Annotated in this window: 17 protein-coding genes; 9 read left to right on the top strand and 8 right to left on the bottom strand. The window is 71.6% G+C overall.

Going from position 1 to position 19,887, the window contains the following annotated elements; translation table 11 throughout:
• Nucleotides 1-25: 25 nt before the first annotated feature.
• Nucleotides 26-1,582 carry a CocE/NonD family hydrolase gene (locus ABZ567_RS10740; protein WP_360786755.1) on the bottom strand — a complete coding sequence of 519 codons (1,557 nt, stop codon included), beginning with the start codon at nt 1,580-1,582 and terminating at the stop codon, nt 26-28.
• A 277-nt stretch (nt 1,583-1,859) separates the two neighbouring features.
• On the opposite strand from ABZ567_RS10740, the gene ABZ567_RS10745 reads away from it, so the two are divergent.
• Nucleotides 1,860-3,116, top strand: a complete 1,257-nt coding sequence (locus ABZ567_RS10745) for a cytochrome P450 (protein WP_360786757.1) — start codon at nt 1,860-1,862, stop codon at nt 3,114-3,116.
• On the opposite strand, the gene ABZ567_RS10750 is transcribed toward ABZ567_RS10745, so the two are convergent.
• Nucleotides 3,067-3,798 carry a hypothetical protein gene (locus ABZ567_RS10750; protein WP_360786758.1) on the bottom strand — a complete coding sequence of 244 codons (732 nt, stop codon included), beginning with the start codon at nt 3,796-3,798 and terminating at the stop codon, nt 3,067-3,069. The genes ABZ567_RS10745 and ABZ567_RS10750 overlap by 50 nt on opposite strands.
• 105 nt (nt 3,799-3,903) lie before the next feature.
• Between ABZ567_RS10750 and ggt the strand changes: the two genes are divergently transcribed.
• Nucleotides 3,904-5,712, top strand: a complete 1,809-nt coding sequence (gene ggt / locus ABZ567_RS10755) for a gamma-glutamyltransferase (RefSeq protein WP_360786759.1) — start codon at nt 3,904-3,906, stop codon at nt 5,710-5,712.
• A gap of 87 nt (nt 5,713-5,799) precedes the next feature.
• On the opposite strand, the gene map is transcribed toward ggt, so the two are convergent.
• The gene (gene map, locus ABZ567_RS10760; protein WP_360786761.1) at nt 5,800-6,567 is read right to left on the bottom strand and encodes a type I methionyl aminopeptidase; all 768 of its coding nucleotides are present in this window, start codon (nt 6,565-6,567) and stop codon (nt 5,800-5,802) included.
• A 32-nt stretch (nt 6,568-6,599) separates the two neighbouring features.
• Here map and ABZ567_RS10765 point away from each other — a divergent pair, with 32 nt between their 5' ends.
• The 7 genes from ABZ567_RS10765 (at nt 6,600) to ABZ567_RS10795 (ending at nt 13,909) form a co-directional block, all read left to right on the top strand.
• On the top strand, nt 6,600-6,851 hold the full coding sequence (locus ABZ567_RS10765; RefSeq protein WP_360786763.1) for a helix-turn-helix transcriptional regulator: 252 nt from the start codon (nt 6,600-6,602) through the stop codon (nt 6,849-6,851).
• Between the two features lie 34 nt (nt 6,852-6,885).
• Complete coding sequence (locus ABZ567_RS10770) at nt 6,886-7,269, top strand: PPOX class F420-dependent oxidoreductase (RefSeq protein WP_360786764.1); 384 nt, start codon at nt 6,886-6,888, stop codon at nt 7,267-7,269.
• A 115-nt stretch (nt 7,270-7,384) separates the two neighbouring features.
• Complete coding sequence (locus ABZ567_RS10775; RefSeq protein ID WP_360786766.1) at nt 7,385-9,094, top strand: UL36 very large tegument protein; 1,710 nt, start codon at nt 7,385-7,387, stop codon at nt 9,092-9,094.
• 227 nt (nt 9,095-9,321) lie between these two features.
• Nucleotides 9,322-10,164 carry a nitrilase-related carbon-nitrogen hydrolase gene (locus ABZ567_RS10780; RefSeq protein WP_360786768.1) on the top strand — a complete coding sequence of 281 codons (843 nt, stop codon included), beginning with the start codon at nt 9,322-9,324 and terminating at the stop codon, nt 10,162-10,164.
• Complete coding sequence (locus tag ABZ567_RS10785) at nt 10,161-11,441, top strand: aspartate aminotransferase family protein (RefSeq protein WP_360786770.1); 1,281 nt, start codon at nt 10,161-10,163, stop codon at nt 11,439-11,441. Before ABZ567_RS10780 ends, ABZ567_RS10785 begins: the two co-directional genes overlap by 4 nt.
• Nucleotides 11,442-11,469: 28 nt before the next feature.
• Nucleotides 11,470-12,873: a dihydropyrimidinase gene (hydA, locus tag ABZ567_RS10790; RefSeq protein ID WP_360786772.1), complete on the top strand. Its 1,404-nt coding sequence runs from the start codon at nt 11,470-11,472 to the stop codon at nt 12,871-12,873.
• A gap of 37 nt (nt 12,874-12,910) precedes the next feature.
• Nucleotides 12,911-13,909, top strand: coding sequence for a TIGR03842 family LLM class F420-dependent oxidoreductase (locus tag ABZ567_RS10795; RefSeq protein ID WP_360786774.1), 999 nt, complete (start codon nt 12,911-12,913; stop codon nt 13,907-13,909).
• Between the two features lie 271 nt (nt 13,910-14,180).
• On the opposite strand, the gene ABZ567_RS10800 is transcribed toward ABZ567_RS10795, so the two are convergent.
• From ABZ567_RS10800 to ABZ567_RS10820, 5 genes are all read right to left on the bottom strand, one after another.
• Nucleotides 14,181-14,963: an SAM-dependent methyltransferase gene (locus ABZ567_RS10800; RefSeq protein WP_360786776.1), complete on the bottom strand. Its 783-nt coding sequence runs from the start codon at nt 14,961-14,963 to the stop codon at nt 14,181-14,183.
• 63 nt (nt 14,964-15,026) lie between these two features.
• A complete protein-coding gene (locus ABZ567_RS10805; RefSeq protein ID WP_360786778.1) occupies nt 15,027-16,130 on the bottom strand; it encodes an HTTM domain-containing protein in 1,104 nt (367 codons plus the stop codon).
• Entirely contained in the window at nt 16,120-16,749 is a 630-nt protein-coding gene (locus tag ABZ567_RS10810) for a DUF5819 family protein (RefSeq protein WP_360786780.1), read from the bottom strand. The genes ABZ567_RS10805 and ABZ567_RS10810 overlap by 11 nt, the downstream gene beginning before the upstream one ends.
• Nucleotides 16,750-17,002: 253 nt before the next feature.
• Nucleotides 17,003-18,343 (bottom strand): ice-binding family protein, encoded by a 1,341-nt coding sequence (locus ABZ567_RS10815; RefSeq protein WP_360786781.1) that lies wholly within the window; start codon nt 18,341-18,343, stop codon nt 17,003-17,005.
• Between the two features lie 377 nt (nt 18,344-18,720).
• Nucleotides 18,721-19,575, bottom strand: a complete 855-nt coding sequence (locus ABZ567_RS10820) for a helix-turn-helix transcriptional regulator (protein WP_360786783.1) — start codon at nt 19,573-19,575, stop codon at nt 18,721-18,723.
• Nucleotides 19,576-19,887 lie beyond the last annotated feature (312 nt).

Genomic DNA, 19,887 nt, shown 5'->3' on the forward strand with positions numbered 1-19,887 from the left:
GCACCCGCCCGGCAGCAGCCGGTGATCACTCCTTCCGCAGCGGTACCGACACGTACGACGGGTCGGCCGGAGGGGAGGAGAAGGTCAGCTGCGCGCCGGTCGGGTTGTGCTCGATGTAGAGCGGGTCGACGGTGTCGACGACCAGGGCGAGCCGGTGCCCGGCCGGCACGTCGTACGCCGTGGAGAACAGCTCCAGGTCGACGGCGAACGGCTTCCCCGGCGTCCGGCCGTGGAAGGTGTACGGGGCGTTGCTGACCAGCTTGCCGACGCCGAGCGGGCCCACGTCGTAGAGGTAGGCGACGAGGGTGCCGCTCTCCTCGGTGGAGGCGACCGTGGTGTGCACCTTCACCGTGCCGCGCACCCGCTGCGGGGTGTCGTACCGCTCCGACTGCCAGACCCCGGCGAAGGCGCGGGGGAGCAGGGGGACGGAGACGACGGGCGGGGTGCGGAGGAACTGGTCGAGGGCGTTGGTCAGCAGGGTGATGCCGCCGTTGGCGCCGGAGTCGACGTTCGCCCATACCCGCTGCGTACCGCCGAGGTCGAACTTCCGCTGGTTCGCGTGGACGGACTTCCAGTCGGCGTAGCCCTCGTAGCCGCCCGTGGAGCGGGACGTGAGCTGGACGGGCTGTTCTCGGTCGATGCCGTTGTCGACGCCCTTGAGGTGGTGGTCGAACCAGCGGTGGGCGCTGGTCCAGGTGTCGTTGGGGAGTCCGAACAGGCCGGTGGCCTCGGCGGTCGCGTGGTCACCGGGGCGGAACTCGAGCCGCTTGGGGCCGGTGAGCTTCTCGAAGAAGCTCGCGTACTGGTTGGGCGGGAAGATGGTGTCGCCCCAGGCGTTGCCCAGCATGATCGCGGCGCCGTTGGCGTTGATCCGGTCCAGGTGGGTGGCGGGGGACCGGGTGCGGCCCCAGGCGATCATCTCGTCCTCCTTGTCGAGGTTCGACGAGAGGAAGTCGCCCAGGACCTCCTGGAGTTCGGGTCCCGGGCGGCCCGTGAGGTACCCGGCGCCGCCGAGTAGGGCGGCGGCCTGGAGGTGCTGGGTGCGGCCGCTGTAGATGGACTCGATGAGGTCGGCCCAGCCGCTGAGCGCGGCGACGGCCTTGATCCGGGGGTCGTGGGCGGCGGCGAGGAGGCTGATCCCGGCGCCGTACGAGACACCCGCCATGCCCACGTGCTCGGGGTCGGCGGGGGTGTTAGCGAGGGCCCAGTCGACGACCTTCGAGGCGTCGGCGACGTCCTTGGGGCCCGCCGTCTCGATCTCGCCGCCGGACTGCCAGAAGCCGCGTGAGTTGTAACTCACCACGACGTAACCGGAGTCGGCGAGCTTCTTGGCCTGGGCGAGGTATTCGATCTGGGGCATGGCCCAGCTGGTGGGAAGCACGATCAGGGGATGACGGCCGGAGCCGACGGGGGCGACGACGTTCGCCTTGAGGACGGTGCCGCCCTCTCCGGCGATGTCGACGAAGCGGATACCGGTGTCGGTGCTCGCTCCGGACTCTCCGGCCTGGGCGGCGGGCGCGAGCCCGAGGGCCGTTCCCGCCACGAGGGCGGCCGAGGCGGCGAGGGCCAGGGATGTGCGCACGGGTCACTCCTCACTGGGGCACTGCGGGGACAGTGCGGGGGCTGTGCGAGCCCGGGCGGTGGGGTGCACCGCCGGGGCGGGGGTGATGGGGGGCAGTGAAAGTGACCCGACGGTAACCGGAACGGCTTACCCGTGGTAACCAGTCAGTAAGTTACGTGCGGGTAACGATTGCGGAGGGGCTTGGCGGGGTGACGGGGTCCAAGAGCTCCACGGCGCCGCCGCCGCCCTGTCATGATGGAGCCGGCTGCACCCCTGGACGGCATGGGCGGGAGGCACGGTGGGGGACGCGAGCGACGTACCCGACGTGTTCGACCCGCGGATCTACGCGGAAGGCATCCCGCACGACCGCTTCCGCGCCCTGCGCGACCTGGCGCCCGTCGCGTGGCAGGAGGAGCCGGAGATCCTCGGCTGGCCCGCCGGGCCCGGATTCTGGGCCGTCACACGGCACGCCGACGTCACCCGGGTGCTCAAGGACGCGGGGACGTACTCCTCGTGCCTCGGCGCCACCCAGATCCGCGACCCCGACCCCGCCGACCTGCCCTTCATCCGGCGCATGATGCTCAACCAGGACCCTCCCGACCACGGACGCCTGCGGCGGCTCGTCAGCGGGGCCTTCACCCCGGGGCGGATCGAACGCTTCGCGGTCACCGCGCGCGGGCGGGCCAGGAGCCTGCTCGACGCGGCCCGCGCGGACGGCGACCGGACTGACCTCGTCCGGACGGTCACCGACGACTACGCGCTGCTCAACCTGACCGACCTGCTCGGCGTGCCCGCGAGCGACCGCGGACTGCTCCACGCCTGGACGGAGCGGGTCATCGCCTACCAGGATCCCGACCAGCCTCCGGTCCTCGACGCCCGGGGCCGACCGGTCAATCCCCGCTCGCCCGCCATGCTCGCCGAGATGTTCGCCTACGCCCAGGAACTCGCCGCGCACAAGCGGGCGCATCCCGCCGACGACATCATGACCTCGCTCGCCACCACGGAACTCGCCGACGCCGAACTGGAGATGTTCTTCTTCCTGCTGACCGTCGCCGGCAACGACACGGTCCGCGCCGCCGCCCCCGGCGGGCTCCTCGCCCTCACCCGGCACCCCGACGAGCAGCGGCGATGGTGGGACGGGCAGGTCTCCGCGGCCACGACGGTGGACGAACTCCTCCGCGTGCACCCGCCCGTGCTCTCCTTCCGGCGCACCGCGACCCGTGACACCGCGCTCGCGGGCCGGGCGATCCGGCGCGGCGACAAGGTCGTCGTCTTCCACGCCTCCGCCAACCACGACGAGCGCGTCTTCCCCGACCCCCGGCGTCTCGACCTGGGTCGCGCCCCGAACCCGCACGTCTCCTTCGGTGACGGCCCGCACGTCTGCCTGGGAGCCCATTTCGCCCGGCTCCAACTCCACGTGCTCTACGAGGAGGTACGCGCCTCCTGCGCCGGTATGGAGCTCACCGGACCGCCCCGCCGCCTCGTCTCCAACTTCATCAACGGCGTCACGTCGCTGCCGGTGCGACTGCGGGAACCGTCCGGGCCTCCCGCGTGACATCGGCCACCAGCTCCACCACATCGGGGCCGTACGCCTGCGAGTTGACCACCTTCAGGAGCAGTACGAACGAGCCCGAACGGTGGCGGCGCGCCAACTCGACGTGATGGCGGGCGAGGTAGCGGGTGGCCGCCTGGTTGGTGATGGCCCGCTGCCCGCAGAAGAGGAACACCGGCCGCCCGCCCTCCCCGGCGGTGAGCCGGGCGAGGATCACGTACTCGCACACGCCCGCCTCCGAACGGTAGGAGTCCGTGCCGATGGTGAACGCACCCCGTTCCGGGCTCGGTTCCACCTCGACGTTCACCGTGACGCCCGGCAGAAGGGTCGCCAGATGGGCCGCCATCCGCCGATTGCTGTACGGCCCGCCGACGCAGAACTCCGTACGGTCGCCGAAGCCCTGGTGCGCCTGGTCGTGCGAGAGGATCCGTGCCTGCGCTCCGCAGTCCTTTATCAGCGCGGACAGTTCGAGCAGCGCGAACACGTCGAAGCGGTGCACCGACCTGTCGCCGCCCGACTCCCGGTTCACGACGAGCAGGCACTCGGCGTTCCCGGGGAGACCGAAGAACGCCTGCTTCCGGTGGAGCCCGCGCCGCCAGAGGTACGTGCGGGTCAGCCAGCCGAGGGAGGCGCTGACACCCGTCGCGAGCACCCCGAGCACGATGTTGCGCAGGTCTTCGTCCATGGGCGCGCATGGTAGCGGGGCCGCGGCATCTTGTTCGAGGCGGTCCTGACGGATCGTGGCGGGGGACGTTACGCTGCGCGGACGGTCATCGACTGGAGGTAGGGAATGCGTCGCTCCGCCGCTGGGAAGGTCTCCGTTCTCGCCGTCGCGGCGACGGTGCTCTCGATCGGCGCCGCCCCGCCCACGGCCCCGCCGGCCACCCCGCCGCCACCCGTCAAGGAGCCCGTCGCCGTCGGCTACGGCGGCGCCGTAGCCAGTGTCGACCCCGACGCGTCCGCCGCCGGGATCGAGGTGCTCCGCGAGGGCGGCAACGCCGTGGACGCCGCCGTCGCCGTCGCGGCCGCCCTCGGCGTCACCGAGCCCTACTCCGCGGGCATCGGAGGCGGCGGCTACTTCGTCTACTACGACGCGAAGAAGCGCACCGTGCACATCGTCGACGGGCGCGAGACCGCGCCCCGCTCCGCCGGGGCCGACCTCTTCCTGGAGGACGGCAGGCCCATCCCCTTCGACGAGGGCATGACCAGCGGCCTCGGCGTCGGCACCCCCGGCACCCCGGCGACCTGGAAGACCGCCCTCGACGCCTGGGGCAGCAAGGGGCTCGGCACCCTGCTCGAACCCGCCGAGCGCCTCGCCCGCGAGGGCTTCACCGTCGACCCGACCTTCCGTGCGCAGACCGCCGCGAACGAGGCACGGTTCCGCGACTTCCCCGCCACCTCCGCCCTCTTCCTGCCCGGCGGGCAGCTCCCGGTGGTCGGCTCCGTCTTCAAGAACCCCGACCTGGCCCGTACGTACGACACGCTCGGCCGTCAGGGGGTCGGCGCCCTCTACCGGGGCCCGATCGCCCGGGACATCGTGAACACCGTCCGTACGCCCCCGGTCCGCGAAGGCGCCACCCGGAACGTCCGCGCCGGAGACCTGACGACCCGTGACCTCGGCTCGTACCGTACGGAGTCCCGCCGCCCCACGAAGGTCTCGTACCGGGGGCTCGACGTCTACGGCATGGCCCCCTCCTCCTCCGGCGGTACGAGCGTCGGCGAGGCGCTCAACATCCTGGAGGGCACCGACCTCGCGCGCGCCCCGCAGGCCCGCTACCTCCACCGGTTCATCGAGGCCAGCCGCATCGCCTTCGCCGACCGGGGCCGCTGGGTCGGCGACCCGGCCTTCGAGCGGGTGCCGACGCGCGGGCTGCTCTCCCAGCGGTACGCCGACTCGCGCGCCTGCCTGATCCGCGACGACGCCGTCCTGACCAGCCCCCTGGCGCCCGGCGACCCCCACGACCCGGCGCCGTGCGCGAGCGGCGGTACGGCGGCCCCCACCACGTACGAGGGCGAGAACACCACGCACCTCACGGTGGCCGACAAGTGGGGCAACGTCGTCGCGTACACGCTCACCATCGAGTCCACCGGCGGCAGCGGCATCACCGTGCCGGGCCGGGGATTCCTGCTCAACAACGAACTGACCGACTTCTCCTTCGCCCCGGCGAACGCGGCCGTGCACGACCCGAACCTGCCCGGCCCCGGCAAGCGGCCGCGCTCCTCGATGTCCCCGACGATCGTCCTCGACCGGCACGACCGGCCCGTCCTCGCCCTCGGCTCACCCGGCGGCGCGACGATCATCACGACGGTCCTGCAGACCCTCACCGGGGTCGTCGACCGGGGCATGCCGCTCGTCGAGGCGATCGCCGCGCCGCGTGCCAGCCAGCGCAACCAGACGACCACCGAACTCGAACCCGGCCTGTGGAACAGCCCGGTCAGGGCCGAACTCGAGGCGATCGGGCACGGCTTCCGGCAGAACCCGGAGATCGGTGCGGCGACCGGCGTCCAGCGCTTGCCGGACGGCCGCTGGGTGGCCGCCGCGGAGAAGGTCCGCAGGGGCGGCGGATCGGCGATGGTGGTCCGCCCGGCGGGGAGGTAGCCCCGAGGGGCCCCGGCCTCCTGGCGCAGTCCGCCGATCGGCGAGCAGTCCGCTGATCGGCGGCAGTCGGATGATCGGCGACGGGTCCTAGAGTGCCGTCAGGATGCGCGGGCCCTCGTCCGTGATCGCCACCGTGTGCTCCGCGTGCGCGGCGCGCGAGCCGTCGAGGGTGCGGATCGTCCAGCCGTCGCCCGCCGTGTAGTGGTCGTCCGTACCGCCCCCGATGAGCATCGGCTCGATCGCGAGCACCATCCCGTGGCGCAGTTTCATGCCCCGGCCCGGGCGTCCCTCGTTGGGGACGCCCGGGTCCTCGTGCATCGTGCGGCCGATCCCGTGGCCGCCGAAGCCGTCCGGGACGCCGTATCCGGCGGCGCGGCAGACCCGGCCGATCGCGTGCGCGATGTCGCCGACGCGGTTGCCGACGACGGCCGCCGCGATGCCCGCCGCCAGTGCCTCCTCCGCCGCGGAGATCAGCCGAGTGTCCTCCGGCCGGGCCGGCCCCACCGTGAAACTGATCGCCGAGTCGCCCGCCCAGCCGCCGAGGAGCGCCCCGCAGTCCGCGGAGACCAGATCACCCGGGGCGAGCCGGGTGTCGTCCGGGATGCCGTGGACGATGGCGTCGTTCACGGAGACGCAGACGACGGCGGGGAACGGCACCGGCGCCCACTCCGGGCGGTAGCCGAGGAAGGGCGAGCCCGCGCCGGCCGCGGCCAGGACCTCCCGGGCGGCCCGGTCCAGTTCGGTCAGCGCGACGCCGGGCGCCGCCTTCTCCCGTACAGCCGCGAGGGCGCGCGCCACCACCCGCCCCGACTCGCGCATGGCCGCCAGGTTCTCGTTCGTCTTGATCTCCACCATGCCAATTATTATACCGGTATTAGAATGCGGGCATGGTGCGCACACCCCTGACCCCAGAAGAGCGCGAGCGCGGCGAACGCCTCGGCCGGTTCCTGCGCGAGGCGCGCGGCGACCGGTCCATGGTCGAGATCGCCGCCGCGGCCGGCCTGTCCGCCGAGACCCTCCGCAAGATCGAGACCGGCCGGGCCCCGACCCCGGCGTTCTTCACCGTCGCGGCCCTCGCGAGGGTCCTCGGCCTCTCCATGGACGAACTGGTCGCACGGTGTGCCCTCGCGCCCGCGTGAGCGCGCCGATCGACCCCGGCATAGGCTCCCGGGCATGATGCCCGAAGAGCTGCGGCGCGGCCGTTACGTCAGCCTGACCACCTACCGGAAGGACGGCACGGGGGTCGCCACGCCCGTCTGGTATGCGGTGGACGGCGCCGAGTTGTACGTGTGGACCCGCTCCGACTCCTGGAAGGTCAAGCGCCTGCGCAACGACGCGCGCGTCGTGGCCGCCGTCTGCGACGTGCGCGGCAACATCGCCGAGGGCGCCGAGCGCGTCGAGGGGGAGGGTCGGCTGGTGGACGGCGAGGAGCTGCGCCGGATCCGGGGGCTGCTCTCGCGCAAGTACACCTGGCGGTTCTGGCTGATCGACGTGCCGGCCATGCTCGCCCGGTTCGGGAAGCGCCCGCACACCGGGATCGTCGTGCGCTTCGGGTGATGTGCGCGCCGAAGAACCCGGAGGAAAACGGTCCGTAGTCGTCCCGTAACACGACTGCGGTCCAATACCCGCGGACCGGAAGGTTCCAGTCGACCGCGGGGCAGGTGCGTGTGGCATGACGGTGTATCAACTTCCCACGGAACAGGAAGCGTTCGCGTGCTGGCTGGCGGAGCTCTCCGACCGCATCCCGCCCGGCGGAGGCTGGTACGCGGTCTTCGCCGAACGCGACCCCGAGGGCCTGCGCGCCTGCTTCGACGGGACGGAGATCCTGCCCTGGGACGTCGTCGAGTCCCTGCTCCACGACGCGGGGGAACCGGCCGACGGGCCGCTCGCCGTCCGGGGCCGGACCCTGTACGTCGCGGCCACCGGCGCCCATGACCGGCGCCCCGGCGCGGCGGCGGCCCTCGCCGAGCGCCGGGAACTCATGGACCGCGAACGCCGGCACGCCGAGTCCCGCGCCCGCGAACTGGACGAGCGGCTCCGGGCGACCCCGGCCCCGCCCCGGGAGGAAGCCGCCCGCCTGGAACACGACCTCGCCTGGACCCGGGACGACCACGCGCGGGCGACGGCCCGCTTCGAGGACCTGACGACCCGCCTGGAACGCCTGGGGGAGCGCGGACCGACGGGACAGACGCCATGGGCCCCGCCGCCGGCCCGCTTCCTACCCTCCACGCGGGCCGGGGCCGCTGGAGCGGCGGAACCCCTGGGCCCGGAGCCGGCCTCGGCCTCCACACCCGCGCGGGCCGGGGCGGTTGGGCCCCGGGGCCCGGAGCCGGCCCCTGCCCCCACACCCGCACCGGCACCGGCCGGCCTGGCCCCCGCGCGGGCCGGGGGGGATGGGCCCCGGGGCCCGGAGCCGACCCCCGCCCCCACACCCGCACCGGCACCTGGTTCAGCTGTCGCGCCCGCCCCGGCGGCCTGGGCCCCGGCCTCGGCGCCTGTCCCGTCCCCCGGGCCTGCCTCAGCCTCGGCACCCGCCCCGGCGGCCTGGACCCCTGCCCCGGCACCCGCCCCGGCGGCCGGGGCCCCGGCCCCTGCCCCCGCGACGTGGGCCCCTGCCCCTGCCCCCGCTCCCGGCCCCCCGTCCCGTCCCGCGAAAGCCAAGCGGCGGCCGCGGGGTGCGCGGTACGCGTGGCTGGAGAGCGAGGCCGAGGAGCAGGGGCCGGTGACCGCGCCCGTACCCGAGTCCGTGCCGCCGGCCGGGGGAGCGGCGCCCCGGGGGGCGCGCTTCGGCGGTGGTGCCTCGTCCGACCGGGAGACCGACGTGGTGCGGGCCCCGGCAGCCCAACCCGCCGAGGCCGTCCGCGCCGCGGTCAACGCGGGCTACGCCCTGCGGCGGCTCCGCGCCCAGGGCCGTAGCGGCGAGGCGCACGCCCTGCTCTGCGAGGCGGTCGACGGCCCGCCCGCCCTGCTTCCGGCCCTGGCCGGAGAGCTGCACCGGGCGGGACTCGGCGCCGACTGGTCGATCCTGCTCTGGGAGGCCGCCTCGCTGCCGCCGGACCGGCTCGCGGCCGTCGCCGGAGTGCTCGCCGACGCGGGCAGGGCGGCCGACTGCGAAGAGCTCCTGCGCCAGGGCGTGGCGAGGCCGGTCGAGGAGCTGGCGGGCGCGTGCGACGCCCTGCGGGCCGAGGGGCACCACCGCGAGGCCCACGCGCTGCTCACCGCCTTCGTCCGGGTCCGCGCGCCGGAGGACGCGGCCCGGCTGGCGGGCGAGGACCCGCGCGCGCTCGTCCCCCTGCTGCTCGAAGCCGCCCGCGCGGTGTCGGCGGCCCGCGAGCGGGACCTGTTGCACGCGCTGCGTGTGGCGGGTCTCATCGGCACCTGACGCGGAGAGGCGGCGAGGGGCGGTGGAAGGGGGACCCGCACGTGTCAGTCCTTGCCCCTATGTGTCAGTACGTGTCCGACGTGGACCACTCGGGTATGAAACATGATCGACCCGGCCGCTTCGCGGCGGCGGTCTTGCTCCGCGGTGTGACGGGGCTTACGTTCTCCTCCTACGCACCGCGTCTACGTGCGTAGAGGCTCTCTGACGCCGTGCCGAAGGAGCAGCTCATGACCGACGTCGTACGCGCCGCGCTCGTCCAGGCGACCTGGACCGGCGACACCGAATCCATGATCGCCAAACACGAGGAGCACGCCCGGGAGGCGGCCCGGCAGGGCGCCAAGGTGATCGGCTTCCAGGAGGTTTTCAACGCCCCCTACTTCTGCCAGGTGCAGGAGCCCGAGCACTACCGCTGGGCCGAGCCCGTCCCCGACGGCCCGACCGTGCGCCGGATGCGGGACCTCGCCCGGGAGACCGGCATGGTGATCGTGGTGCCCGTCTTCGAGATCGAGGGCGAGGGCTTCTACTACAACACCGCCGCGGTGATCGACGCCGACGGCACGTACCTCGGCAAGTACCGCAAGCACCACATCCCCCAGGTCAAGGGTTTCTGGGAGAAGTACTACTTCCGCCCGGGCAACGCCGGCTGGCCGGTCTTCGACACCGCCGTCGGCAGGGTCGGCGTCTACATCTGCTACGACCGGCACTTCCCCGAGGGCTGGCGCCAACTCGGCCTCAACGGAGCCCAGCTGGTCTACAACCCCTCCGCCACCCACCGCGGCCTCTCCTCCCACCTCTGGCAGCTGGAGCAGCCCGCCGCGGCCGTCGCCAACGAGTACTTCGTCGCGGCCATCAACCGCGTCGGCGTCGAGGAGTACGGCGACAACGACTTCTACGGCACCAGCTACTTCGTCGACCCGCGCGGCCGCTTCGTCGGTGACGTGGCCTCCGACAAGACCGAGGAACTCGTCGTCCGCGACCTGGACTTCGGGCTCATCGAGCAGGTGCGCCAGCAGTGGGCGTTCTACCGGGACCGCCGGCCCGACGCGTACGACGGGCTGGTGCAGCCGTGAGCAGCCTGCACGACCGCCACCGTGCCGTCGCCCCCGAGTGGCTCGCCCTCTACTACCGGGACCCCATCGAGATCACCCACGGCGAAGGCCGCCACGTCTGGGACGCCGACGGACGCCGGTACCTGGACTTCTTCGGCGGCATCCTCACCACGATGACTGCCCACGCCCTGCCTGAGGTCACCAAGGCCGTCTCCGAACAGGCCGGACGGATCATCCACTCCTCGACGCTCTACCTCAACCGCCCGATGGTGGAACTCGCCGAGCGCGTCGCCGCCCTCTCCGGCATCCCCGACGCCCGCGTCTTCTTCACCACCTCCGGCACCGAGGCCAACGACACGGCGCTCCTCCTCGCCACCGCGTACCGCCGCTCGAACCAGATCCTGGCCATGCGGAACAGCTACCACGGCCGCTCCTTCTCCACCGTCGGCATCACCGGCAACCGCGCCTGGTCGCCGAGCGGCCTCTCGCCGCTGCAGACCCTGTACGTGCACGGTGGCGTCCGTACCCGCGGCCCGTACGCCCAGTACACCGACGAGCGGTTCACCGAGGCCTGCGTCGCCGACCTCGAAGACCTCCTCGGCCATACCCGGGACGTCGCCGCCCTCATCGCCGAACCCGTCCAGGGAGTCGGCGGCTTCACCTCGCCGCCCGACGGTCTGTACGCCGCCTTCCGCCGTGTCCTCGACCGGCACGGCATCCTGTGGATCTCCGACGAGGTGCAGACCGGCTGGGGCCGTACCGGCGACCACTTCTGGGGCTGGCAGGCCCACGGGCAGGCCGGACCGCCCGACATCCTCACCTTCGCCAAGGGCATCGGCAACGGCATGTCCGTCGGAGGGGTCGTCGCCCGCGCCGAGATCATGAACTGTCTCGACGCCAACTCCATCTCCACCTTCGGCGGTTCCCCCGTCACCATGGCCGCCGGACTCGCCAACCTCTCCTACCTCCTGGAACACGACCTCCAGGGCAACGCGCGCCGGGTCGGCGGTCTGCTCATCGAGCGCGTCAGGGCCGCCTGCGCCGGAGTCCCGGCGGTACGGGAGGTCCGCGGCCGAGGTCTCATGATCGGCATCGAGCTCACCGAACCGGGCACCGACCGGGCCGCTCCGGACGCGGCCGCCGCCGTCCTGGAGTCCGCCCGCGAGAACGGCCTGCTGATCGGCAAGGGGGGCGGCCACAACACCAGCACCCTGCGCATCGCCCCACCGCTCTCGCTCACCGTGGCGGAAGCCGAGGAAGGCGCGGCGATCCTCGAACAGTCCGTCACGGCCTGCTAGTTCCCGCACCTCGAGCAGGGAGAGTCCCGTGAGCACCCGTACCCTCGTCCGGGGCGGCCTCGTCGTCACGGCCGCCGACGAACTTCACGCCGATGTGCTCATCGAGGACGGCCGTGTGGTCGCCCTCGCGGCGCACGGCTCGGACGCGGCGGCCGGCTGGACCGCCGACCGGACCCTCGACGCCACCGACCGCTACGTGCTGCCAGGCGGCGTCGACGCCCACACCCACATGGAACTGCCCTTCGGCGGCACCTCCGCCTCCGACACCTTCGAGACCGGCACCCGCGCCGCCGCCTGGGGCGGCACCACCACCATCGTCGACTTCGCCGTCCAGACCGTGGGCCAGGCCCTGCGGGAAGGACTCGACGCCTGGTACGCCAAGGCCGACGGCGTCTGCGCGATCGACTACGCCTTCCACATGATCCTCTCCGACGTCAACGAGCACACGCTCAAGGAGATGGACCGGCTCGTCCAGGAGGGCATCACCTCCTTCAAGCTCTTCATGGCCTACCCGGGCGTCTTCTACAGCGACGACGGCCGGATCCTGCGCGCCATGCAGCGCTCCGCCGAGAACGGCGGGCTGATCATGATGCACGCCGAGAACGGCATTGCCATCGACGTCCTCGTCGAACAGGCCCTGGCGCGCGGTGAGACCGACCCCCGCTACCACGGGGAGGTCCGCAAGGCGCTCCTGGAGGCCGAGGCCACCCACCGGGCGATCCAGCTCGCCCGGGTCGCCGGGGCGCCGCTGTACGTCGTGCACGTGTCGGCGGAGGAGGCCGTCGCCGAGATCACGACCGCTCGTGACAAGGGGCTGCCCGTCTTCGGCGAGACCTGCCCCCAGTACCTCTTCCTCTCCACCGACAACCTCGCGGAGCCCGGCTTCGAGGGCGCGAAGTACGTGTGCAGCACCCCCCTGCGGCCCAGGGAGCACCAGGCGGCGCTCTGGCGCGGGCTGCGCGGCAACGACCTCCAGGTGGTCTCCACCGACCACTGCCCGTTCTGCTTCACGGGCCAGAAGGACCTCGGCCGCGGCGACTTCTCCAAGATCCCCAACGGGCTCCCGGGCGTCGAGAATCGCATGGACCTCCTCCACCAGGCGGTCGTCGACGGACACATCTCCCGACGCCGCTGGATCGAGATCGCCTGCGCGACCCCGGCCCGCATGTTCGGGCTGTACCCGAAGAAGGGCACGATCGCCCCCGGCGCGGACGCCGACATCGTCATCTACGACCCGCACGCCCGCCAGACCCTCTCGGCGTCGACCCACCACATGAACGTGGACTACTCCGCGTACGAGGGAAGGACGGTCACCGGCCGGGTCGAGACGGTCCTCTCGCGCGGCGAACTCGTCATCGACCGGCGGGAGTACGTGGGTCACGGCGGCCACGGCACGTTCGTCCCGCGCTCCACCTGCCAGTACCTCGACTGAACCAGCTGACCGTACCGAACGAACCAGGAGGTCCCGCGTGGACTTCGGACTCGTCCTGCAGACCGACCCGCCGGCCTCGCAGGTCGTCGGCCTGATGCGCCGGGCGGAGCGCAACGGCTTCCGCTACGGCTGGACCTTCGACTCCGCCGTGCTCTGGCAGGAACCCTTCGTCATCTACAGCCAGATCCTGGAACACACGACGAAGCTCCACGTGGGCCCCATGGTCACCAACCCGGGCACCCGCACCTGGGAGGTCACGGCCTCCACCTTCGCCACCCTCAACGACATGTACGGCAACCGCACCGTCTGCGGCATCGGCCGAGGCGACTCCGCGATGCGCGTCGCCGGCCGCAAGCCGAACACCCTGGCCCGCCTTGGCGAGGCCATCGACGTCATCCGCGACCTGGCGGAGGGCCGGGAGGCGACGGTGGACGGCAACCCGATCCGCATCCCCTGGATCAGGAACGGGAAGCTGCCCGTCTGGATGGCGGCGTACGGCCCCAGGGCGCTGGCCCTCGCCGGGGAGAAGGCCGACGGGTTCATCCTCCAGCTCGCCGACCCCTTCCTCACCGAGCAGATGGTCAAGGCCGTCCGGCAGGCCGCCGTCGACGCGGGCCGCGACCCGGCATCGATCACCGTGTGTGTCGCCGCTCCCGCGTACGTGGGGGACGACCTGGCTCACGCCCGGGACCAGTGCCGCTGGTTCGGCGGCATGGTCGGCAACCACGTGGCGGACCTGGTCGCCAAGTACGGCGAGCACTCGGCCTTGGTCCCGGACGAGCTGACGGCGTACATCAAGGACCGCCACGGCTACGACTACAGCCACCACGGCCGCGCCGGGAACCGGTCCACCGACTTCGTCCCCGACGACATCGTCGACCGCTTCTGTCTCCTCGGCCCCGCCGAGGCCCACGTGGAGAAGCTCAGGGTGCTGCGTGACCTGGGCGTCGACCAGTTCGCCGTCTACAACATGCACGACGCCAGGGAGGCGACCATCGACGCCTACGGCACCGACGTCATCCCCGCGCTCCGCTGACGGCGAGCACCCGGAACTGACGGCCCGCCGCCATGACCGTGACGGCCGCCGCCTCCGCCGCGGTCACCCTCGCCCTCGCACCCGGCCTCCGATGCGGGGGACCGGCGGCCGGACCCGTCCCTGCCGCAGCCGGGCGCCAACCGGCCGACACGGACAAGGGCTGAAAACGTGAAGCGGCCGCGCCCCGTCCAGGGTGTCCCGCAACCCCCCGGACGGGCAGGCCGCGTGCCGGCTCCGGATCAGCGACGGACGGCTGCCGGCTCTCCCGCCGTCACTTGCGGCCGACGCCCGCGTACATCGCGACGTCCGGCGTCGGCGTCCGCGGGCGCCAGGCGGAGCACGACACCACCCCGGGCTCCAGGAGCTCCAGGCCGTCGAAGTAGCGCGCGACGGCGGCAGGGGTGCGCTGGGTGAGCTTCGGGGTGCCGTGCTCGTTCCAGAACGCCACCGCCGCGTCGACATCCGGCATGTCGGGGTGCGTGACCGTGTGGGACAGGACGAGGTGGCTGCCGGGGGCGAGCGCGTCCATGAGCCGGCGGACGATCGTGTACGACTCCTCGTCGTCCTCGACGAAGATGACGACCCCGAGCAGCATCAGCGCGACCGGCTGCGAGAGGTCGAGCGTCTTCGAGGCGGCGGCCAGGATCGTGTCGACGTCCCGCAGATCGGCGTCCAGGTAGTCGGTGCGCCCCTCGGGCGTACCGACCAGCAGGGCACGGGCGTGCGCGAGGACGAGCGGGTCGTTGTCCACGTACACGACACGCGTGTCGGGGGCGATGCGCTGGGCGACCTCATGGGTGTTGTCGGCGCTCGGCAGGCCCGTCCCGACGTCCAGGAACTGCCGGATGCCCTCCTGCTCGGCCAGGTACCGCACCGCCCGCCCCAGGAACAGCCGGTCGGCCTTCGCGTAGTCCCCGATCCCGGGGTGCAGCTCGCGGATCCGGTCGCCGGCCTCCCGGTCGACCGGATAGTTGTCCTTGCCGCCGGTCCAGTAGTTCCATATCCGGGCGGTGTGCGGCCTGGAGGTGTCGATGCGGGATTCGATGTCGCTCACGCCGTCAAGGTATCGCAGCGTCCGACAACTCCCGTCGCGCGACAACTCGTTGCCGCCCGTTGTTCACGTTGTCCGCCGTTGCAGGACAGAGACCCCTGTGAGCTGGGCGGCGCGCCGCCACAGGCGCGCCACGGAGGTGAAGAAGCGGTCGGGGAGGAACACGGCGTCCGCGATGATCATCGCGCCGGAGAAGAGGGGCAGCCCCATGAGTACGGCGATACCGAGGTGCATGCCGAGCAGCGCTGTCAGGACGGGGTACTTGAGCCTGCCGAAGAGCACGAACGGGAAGGCGACCTGCAGGAGCACCGTCACATAGCCGGCCATCGCGATCGCCATCGGGAAGTCGGCCACGAACCGGGAGAGCGCGGGCCAGGGCTGGAACAGTTCGAGGTTCAGCGCGTAGTGGAGAGCGGTGCCGCCGCCCCAGGTGGACCCCTGGACCTTGTAGAGCCCGGCTGAGCCGTAGAGGAAGCAGACTTGTGCGGCGATGACGAACATGCCGCAGTTGTGCACCACCGTGGTCAAGGTATGTCGGGCGGAGCGGAGTTGGTGCGCGTAGAAGCCCCTCGTGGGCTTGGGCAAGACACCCGTACGAGCTGTCCTGAGCCGGCCACGGCGAGCGTCCAGGGACCAGCGCCGACCGGAGGCGGTGAGGACGAGGTAGAGGGACATCAGCAGGACCAGGTTGTCGCCGCCGTCCGTCATGAAGATCGCTCGGGAGTGGAACGAGACCACGACGACGGCGAAGAGGACGGACATGACGCGGGTCCGCCAGCCCAGCACGAACAGCGCGGACGTCACCAGGGCCAGCACGTAACAGAGCTCGAAATAGGCCCGGCCGCCGGACAGGGTCAGGATGCTGTTCCAGCCCGTCTGGTCGAAGAGCTGTCGGGCCAGCGCGGGCGTCCAGGGGGAGCCGGGCCCCCAGATCTCGTCGCGGTGCGGGAACTCGCGGAGGAGGAAGACCAGGTAGAGCAACCCGTAGCCGATGCGCAGAACCGAGGCGGCGTACAGGGACACCGGCTGGGCGGTGAGAAGTGTCCACAGAGCACCTGCCCGGCCGAGGAGCCATCGGTGGGCGGTGGCGGCGAGTGGCGTCTCCCGGTCCGCCGTGCGGTGCGGTGCGGCCGCTGTCGTGGGGAGCTGGGGGGTCTGCTCATTTCCCATCGGGGGTCACCTTCCACCAGGGCAGGAGCCGGTTCTCGGTGGGCACCGGCGGGCGTTTTCCGGCGGAGGTGCCGGGTGCGGCGACGGGCAGGGTGACGACCCGGAGCTGAACGAACTCGAAGGTGCCGCCGTCGTTGCGGGCGGCGAGGCGGTCCGCTGCGATGTTCCTCAGATACGCCTGCAGCATCACGGCCCGTTCCGAGCGTGCGGTGTCGTCGCCTCCGTGGGTCTCGACGTAGGAGCTCCAGGCGCGACGCAAGAGGTTCTGAGCCGTGTGACTCGGAAACGCGTGGTGCTCGACGGCCTCGTTGTCCACGGCGCTCAGGTCGAACCACGGGCTCACCCGTACCGATCCGTCGGGTCCCGTGTGCGCCGTTCTCGCCATGACCTGCCGGTTGAAGGAGTCGGGGTCCGGGGCGAAGAGCCGCCAATTCTGTTCGAAGAAGGGGTACACCCATCCGTTGACCTGGGGGCCGTACCGCTTCGACACCGGATTGGAGGGCGCCACGTGAAGGAACACCATGGCGACATGGACCAGAGTCGTCACCACACACAGGAGTACGGCGGTGTACAGAGCTGCTCTCAGCGCGCGGGGACCCGCACGGCGCCCGTCCGGCACGGCAGGTCCGTCACGGCGTGGCCGGGGAACCGGACCTGCTTGGGAAACGGGATCGGAATTCTGGATTTCCTCAACGGCCGCTGACGCAATTCCGCTCGACACCGCCCACCCTGTCTTTCTCGTATGTGCTGCTGACGCCCAAGCTCTTGGCGCCTTTCGTCGACGGCGCGCACGGAGTGCGGCGCACGGCGGATCCGGTGAGGATTCCGCCGCGCGCCGTTATCCGATCGGCGTGCCTCGTGCAGGCTGCTGACTAGCCCTCGTGGTCCGCGGGCTTCTCGGCGTAGCCGTAGTGCTCGACCGGCTTGCCGGCGTGGTCGCCGTGCTCCGGCTTACCCGGTCCTTCGTCGTGGCCGTGGCCCGGCTTACCGGGTCCTTCGTCGTGACCGTGCTCCGGCTTACCCGGTCCTTCGCCATGGCCGTTGCCCGGCTTGCCGGGCCCCTCGCCGTGGCCGTGCCCCGGGCCGCCGTGGTCCGGCTTGCCGCCGTGCCCGGGTCGGTCGGGCTTCCCGCCGTTCCCGCCGTTCCCGCCGGAGGTGTTTCCTGCGGTGTTGCCCACGGTGTTCCCGGCTGTGTTGCCGGCGACGTTCCCCGAGGTGCCGCCGCCCACCAGGCTGACGCTCGGACCGCCGATGAGGCTGCCGCCGATCAGGCCCAGAGTCGTGCCGGTGGTCGTGCCTCCGGTCGGTCCGGTCGTGGTGCCGGTCGTCGTGCCGGTCGTCGTACCGGTCGTCGTGCCGGCGGTCGGTCCGGTCGTCGTACCGGTGGTCGTGCCGGCGGTCGGTCCGGTCGTCGTACCGGTGGTCGTTCCGCTCGTCGTACCGCTCGTCGTACCGCCGGTGGAGCATCCGCCGAGGAAGATCCTGTTGTTGTCGAGCGTCACCGCCCCGTTACGGGCCAGTGCCCGGCCCTCGACGCTCGCCCCCTGCTGTACGAAGATCGAGGTCAGAGCCATGATCGTGCCCACGAAGGTGGAGGTGGTACCGAGAGTCGCCGAACTCCCGATCTGCCAGTAGACGTTGCACGGCGAAGCGCCGTTCGTGAGGAGGATCCGGCTGCTGGAGGCCGTCGTCAGGGCCTCGGGGATCTGGAAGACCCACACCGCGTTGGGATTTCCCCCGGCGTTCAGGACCAGGTCGCCGGTGAGGCCGACACCGGAGGTGGCCCTGTGGACGCCGGGAAGCAGCTCCTGGCCGCCGCCGATTCCCGCGGGGAGCGCGAAGTCCGGTGCCTGGCCGGTCAGTTGGTCGGCGGCCTGGTTGAACGCCACGATCAGATCGCTCTTCGCCAGGGAGGCGGCGGCGTCCGCGGGGTGCACCGCGCCGAGCACCAGGCCGGGCGGGAATCCGGTGATGGACGGGTTCGGGTGCGTCCCGAGGTCATGGTCGAGCACCGAGTTGCCGGTGTTGGTGACTCCCTGACCCGCCAGGACGGAATAGCTGGCGGTGGTGCCCAGAGGCACGGGTGTGGCGATGGCCAGTGCCTGCGTGGGTGTGACGGCGACCATCGCCGCGGCAATCGCCGCGGCGAGGGTCGAAGTCAGCCCGCCGGACAAAAAGCGGCGCTGAGCCGATGGGGAGATGTGCAGCTTCATCAAAGGGGCCATTTCTGTGGAGGCCGTGGCACACCGGGCCCTGTCGAGCGCCCGGGAAGCCTTCTCGCTGATGCCGCATATTACGCAGGAAATTCCGCCCATTCGGAAAAGGTCAGAACGGGGAGGGGGGATTAATACAAACACATTCAACGACGTCCGGTGGTATGACAATATGCAGCGTCAAGTCGCCGATGATCCGATGCGCCGCCGGATGGGTGGATCTCGGTTAGCTCAGACGAAAGAGCGCCGCACACGTGTCCATGAATCCGACTCCGATGTGAACACGGATGTACGGCCGATCGGGTCACGTCAGGAACACCGCGGGACGGGCGTGGCGCGCGTTCCGTCGGCGAGTTCCTGCCTGTCGCCCTCGGCGCTCAGGACGTGTAGACCTTGACGGCGTCGGCGATGAGGTGCCGGCTGTGGTCCGGTGCGAGGGCCCGTGCCCGCAGGTGTGCGTGGACCGCGCCGTACTGCTGCACGTCGGACGCTCTCTCCAGGCAGAGGTCGCTGGTGAACTTCTGCAGGTACACCACGGGCTCGCGGCCGCCGGGGAACCGCAGGAGGGAGAACGGGCCCGTCATGCCCGGGTGAGCGCCCGCGGTGTGGGGGAGGACCTGCACGAGGATGTGCGGCTCGGTGCTCAGTGCGTGCAGGTGCTCGAGTTGCTCGCGCATGATCTCCCGGCTGCCGACGACACGGCGCAGAGCTGACTCGTCCAGGACTGCTTCCACGCGAAGGCGGGGGGTGGGGTCGTAGATCCGGTGCTGACGACGGAGGCGTACCTTCAGGCGCGCGGCGGCCTGGCCGACCGTGACCAGGGGGATCGTTTCCTCGATGACCGCGGCCGCGTAGGCGGGGGTCTGCAGAAGGGCGGGGATCACCATGGAGTCGTAGGTGTGGACGGAGTCGGCGTGCGTCTCCAGGTCGATGTAGACGCTGTGGGGGATGTCGCCGTAGGTGTGCCACCAGCCCTGCCGGCTGGAGCGCAGGGCCAGCTCCCTGAGGGAGTCCACGACATGCTCGTCGGTGATGCCGTAGAGCGTGCACAGGTCGCGGAGATCGCGGGGGCTCACGGCGCGGCGGCCGGTCTCCATGTGGCTGACCTTGGCCTGGGAGATCAGCAGTCGTGACGCCACCTGGGTGCCGGTCAGGCCGCTCTCCTTGCGGAGCCGGCGCAGCTCCGTTCCCAGTCGCCGTCCTGTGACGGTGGGGTTGTTGTTCGCCGCCACGGGCGGTGTACCTCCGGCTCCAAACCACTACGTGCCCACCAGGTTGACATGGGACGCCAGTTGTTGATCACACGCCGTGCCGCCGGGGGCGCCCGGCGGGGAAACGGATTGTGACGATGTAATTTGCCGTGCGGCCGCCCGTCGACCCTGTCGCCGCCCGCCTCGCCGCGAATCCTTACGTGCCGCCCGGCTCCACCGGCCTCAGATGCCACCAGCCGCCCTCGGGTTGCACGTCGCGAGGGACCGGACCGGCCTGATCCGGGCGTCGTCGGGGGGCCTTGTGAACGAGTGGTAACTTCGGTGGCGAGAGTC

The sequence above is a fragment of the Streptomyces sp. NPDC016459 genome, from assembly GCF_040632845.1.
GTDB lineage: Bacteria > Actinomycetota > Actinomycetes > Streptomycetales > Streptomycetaceae > Streptomyces.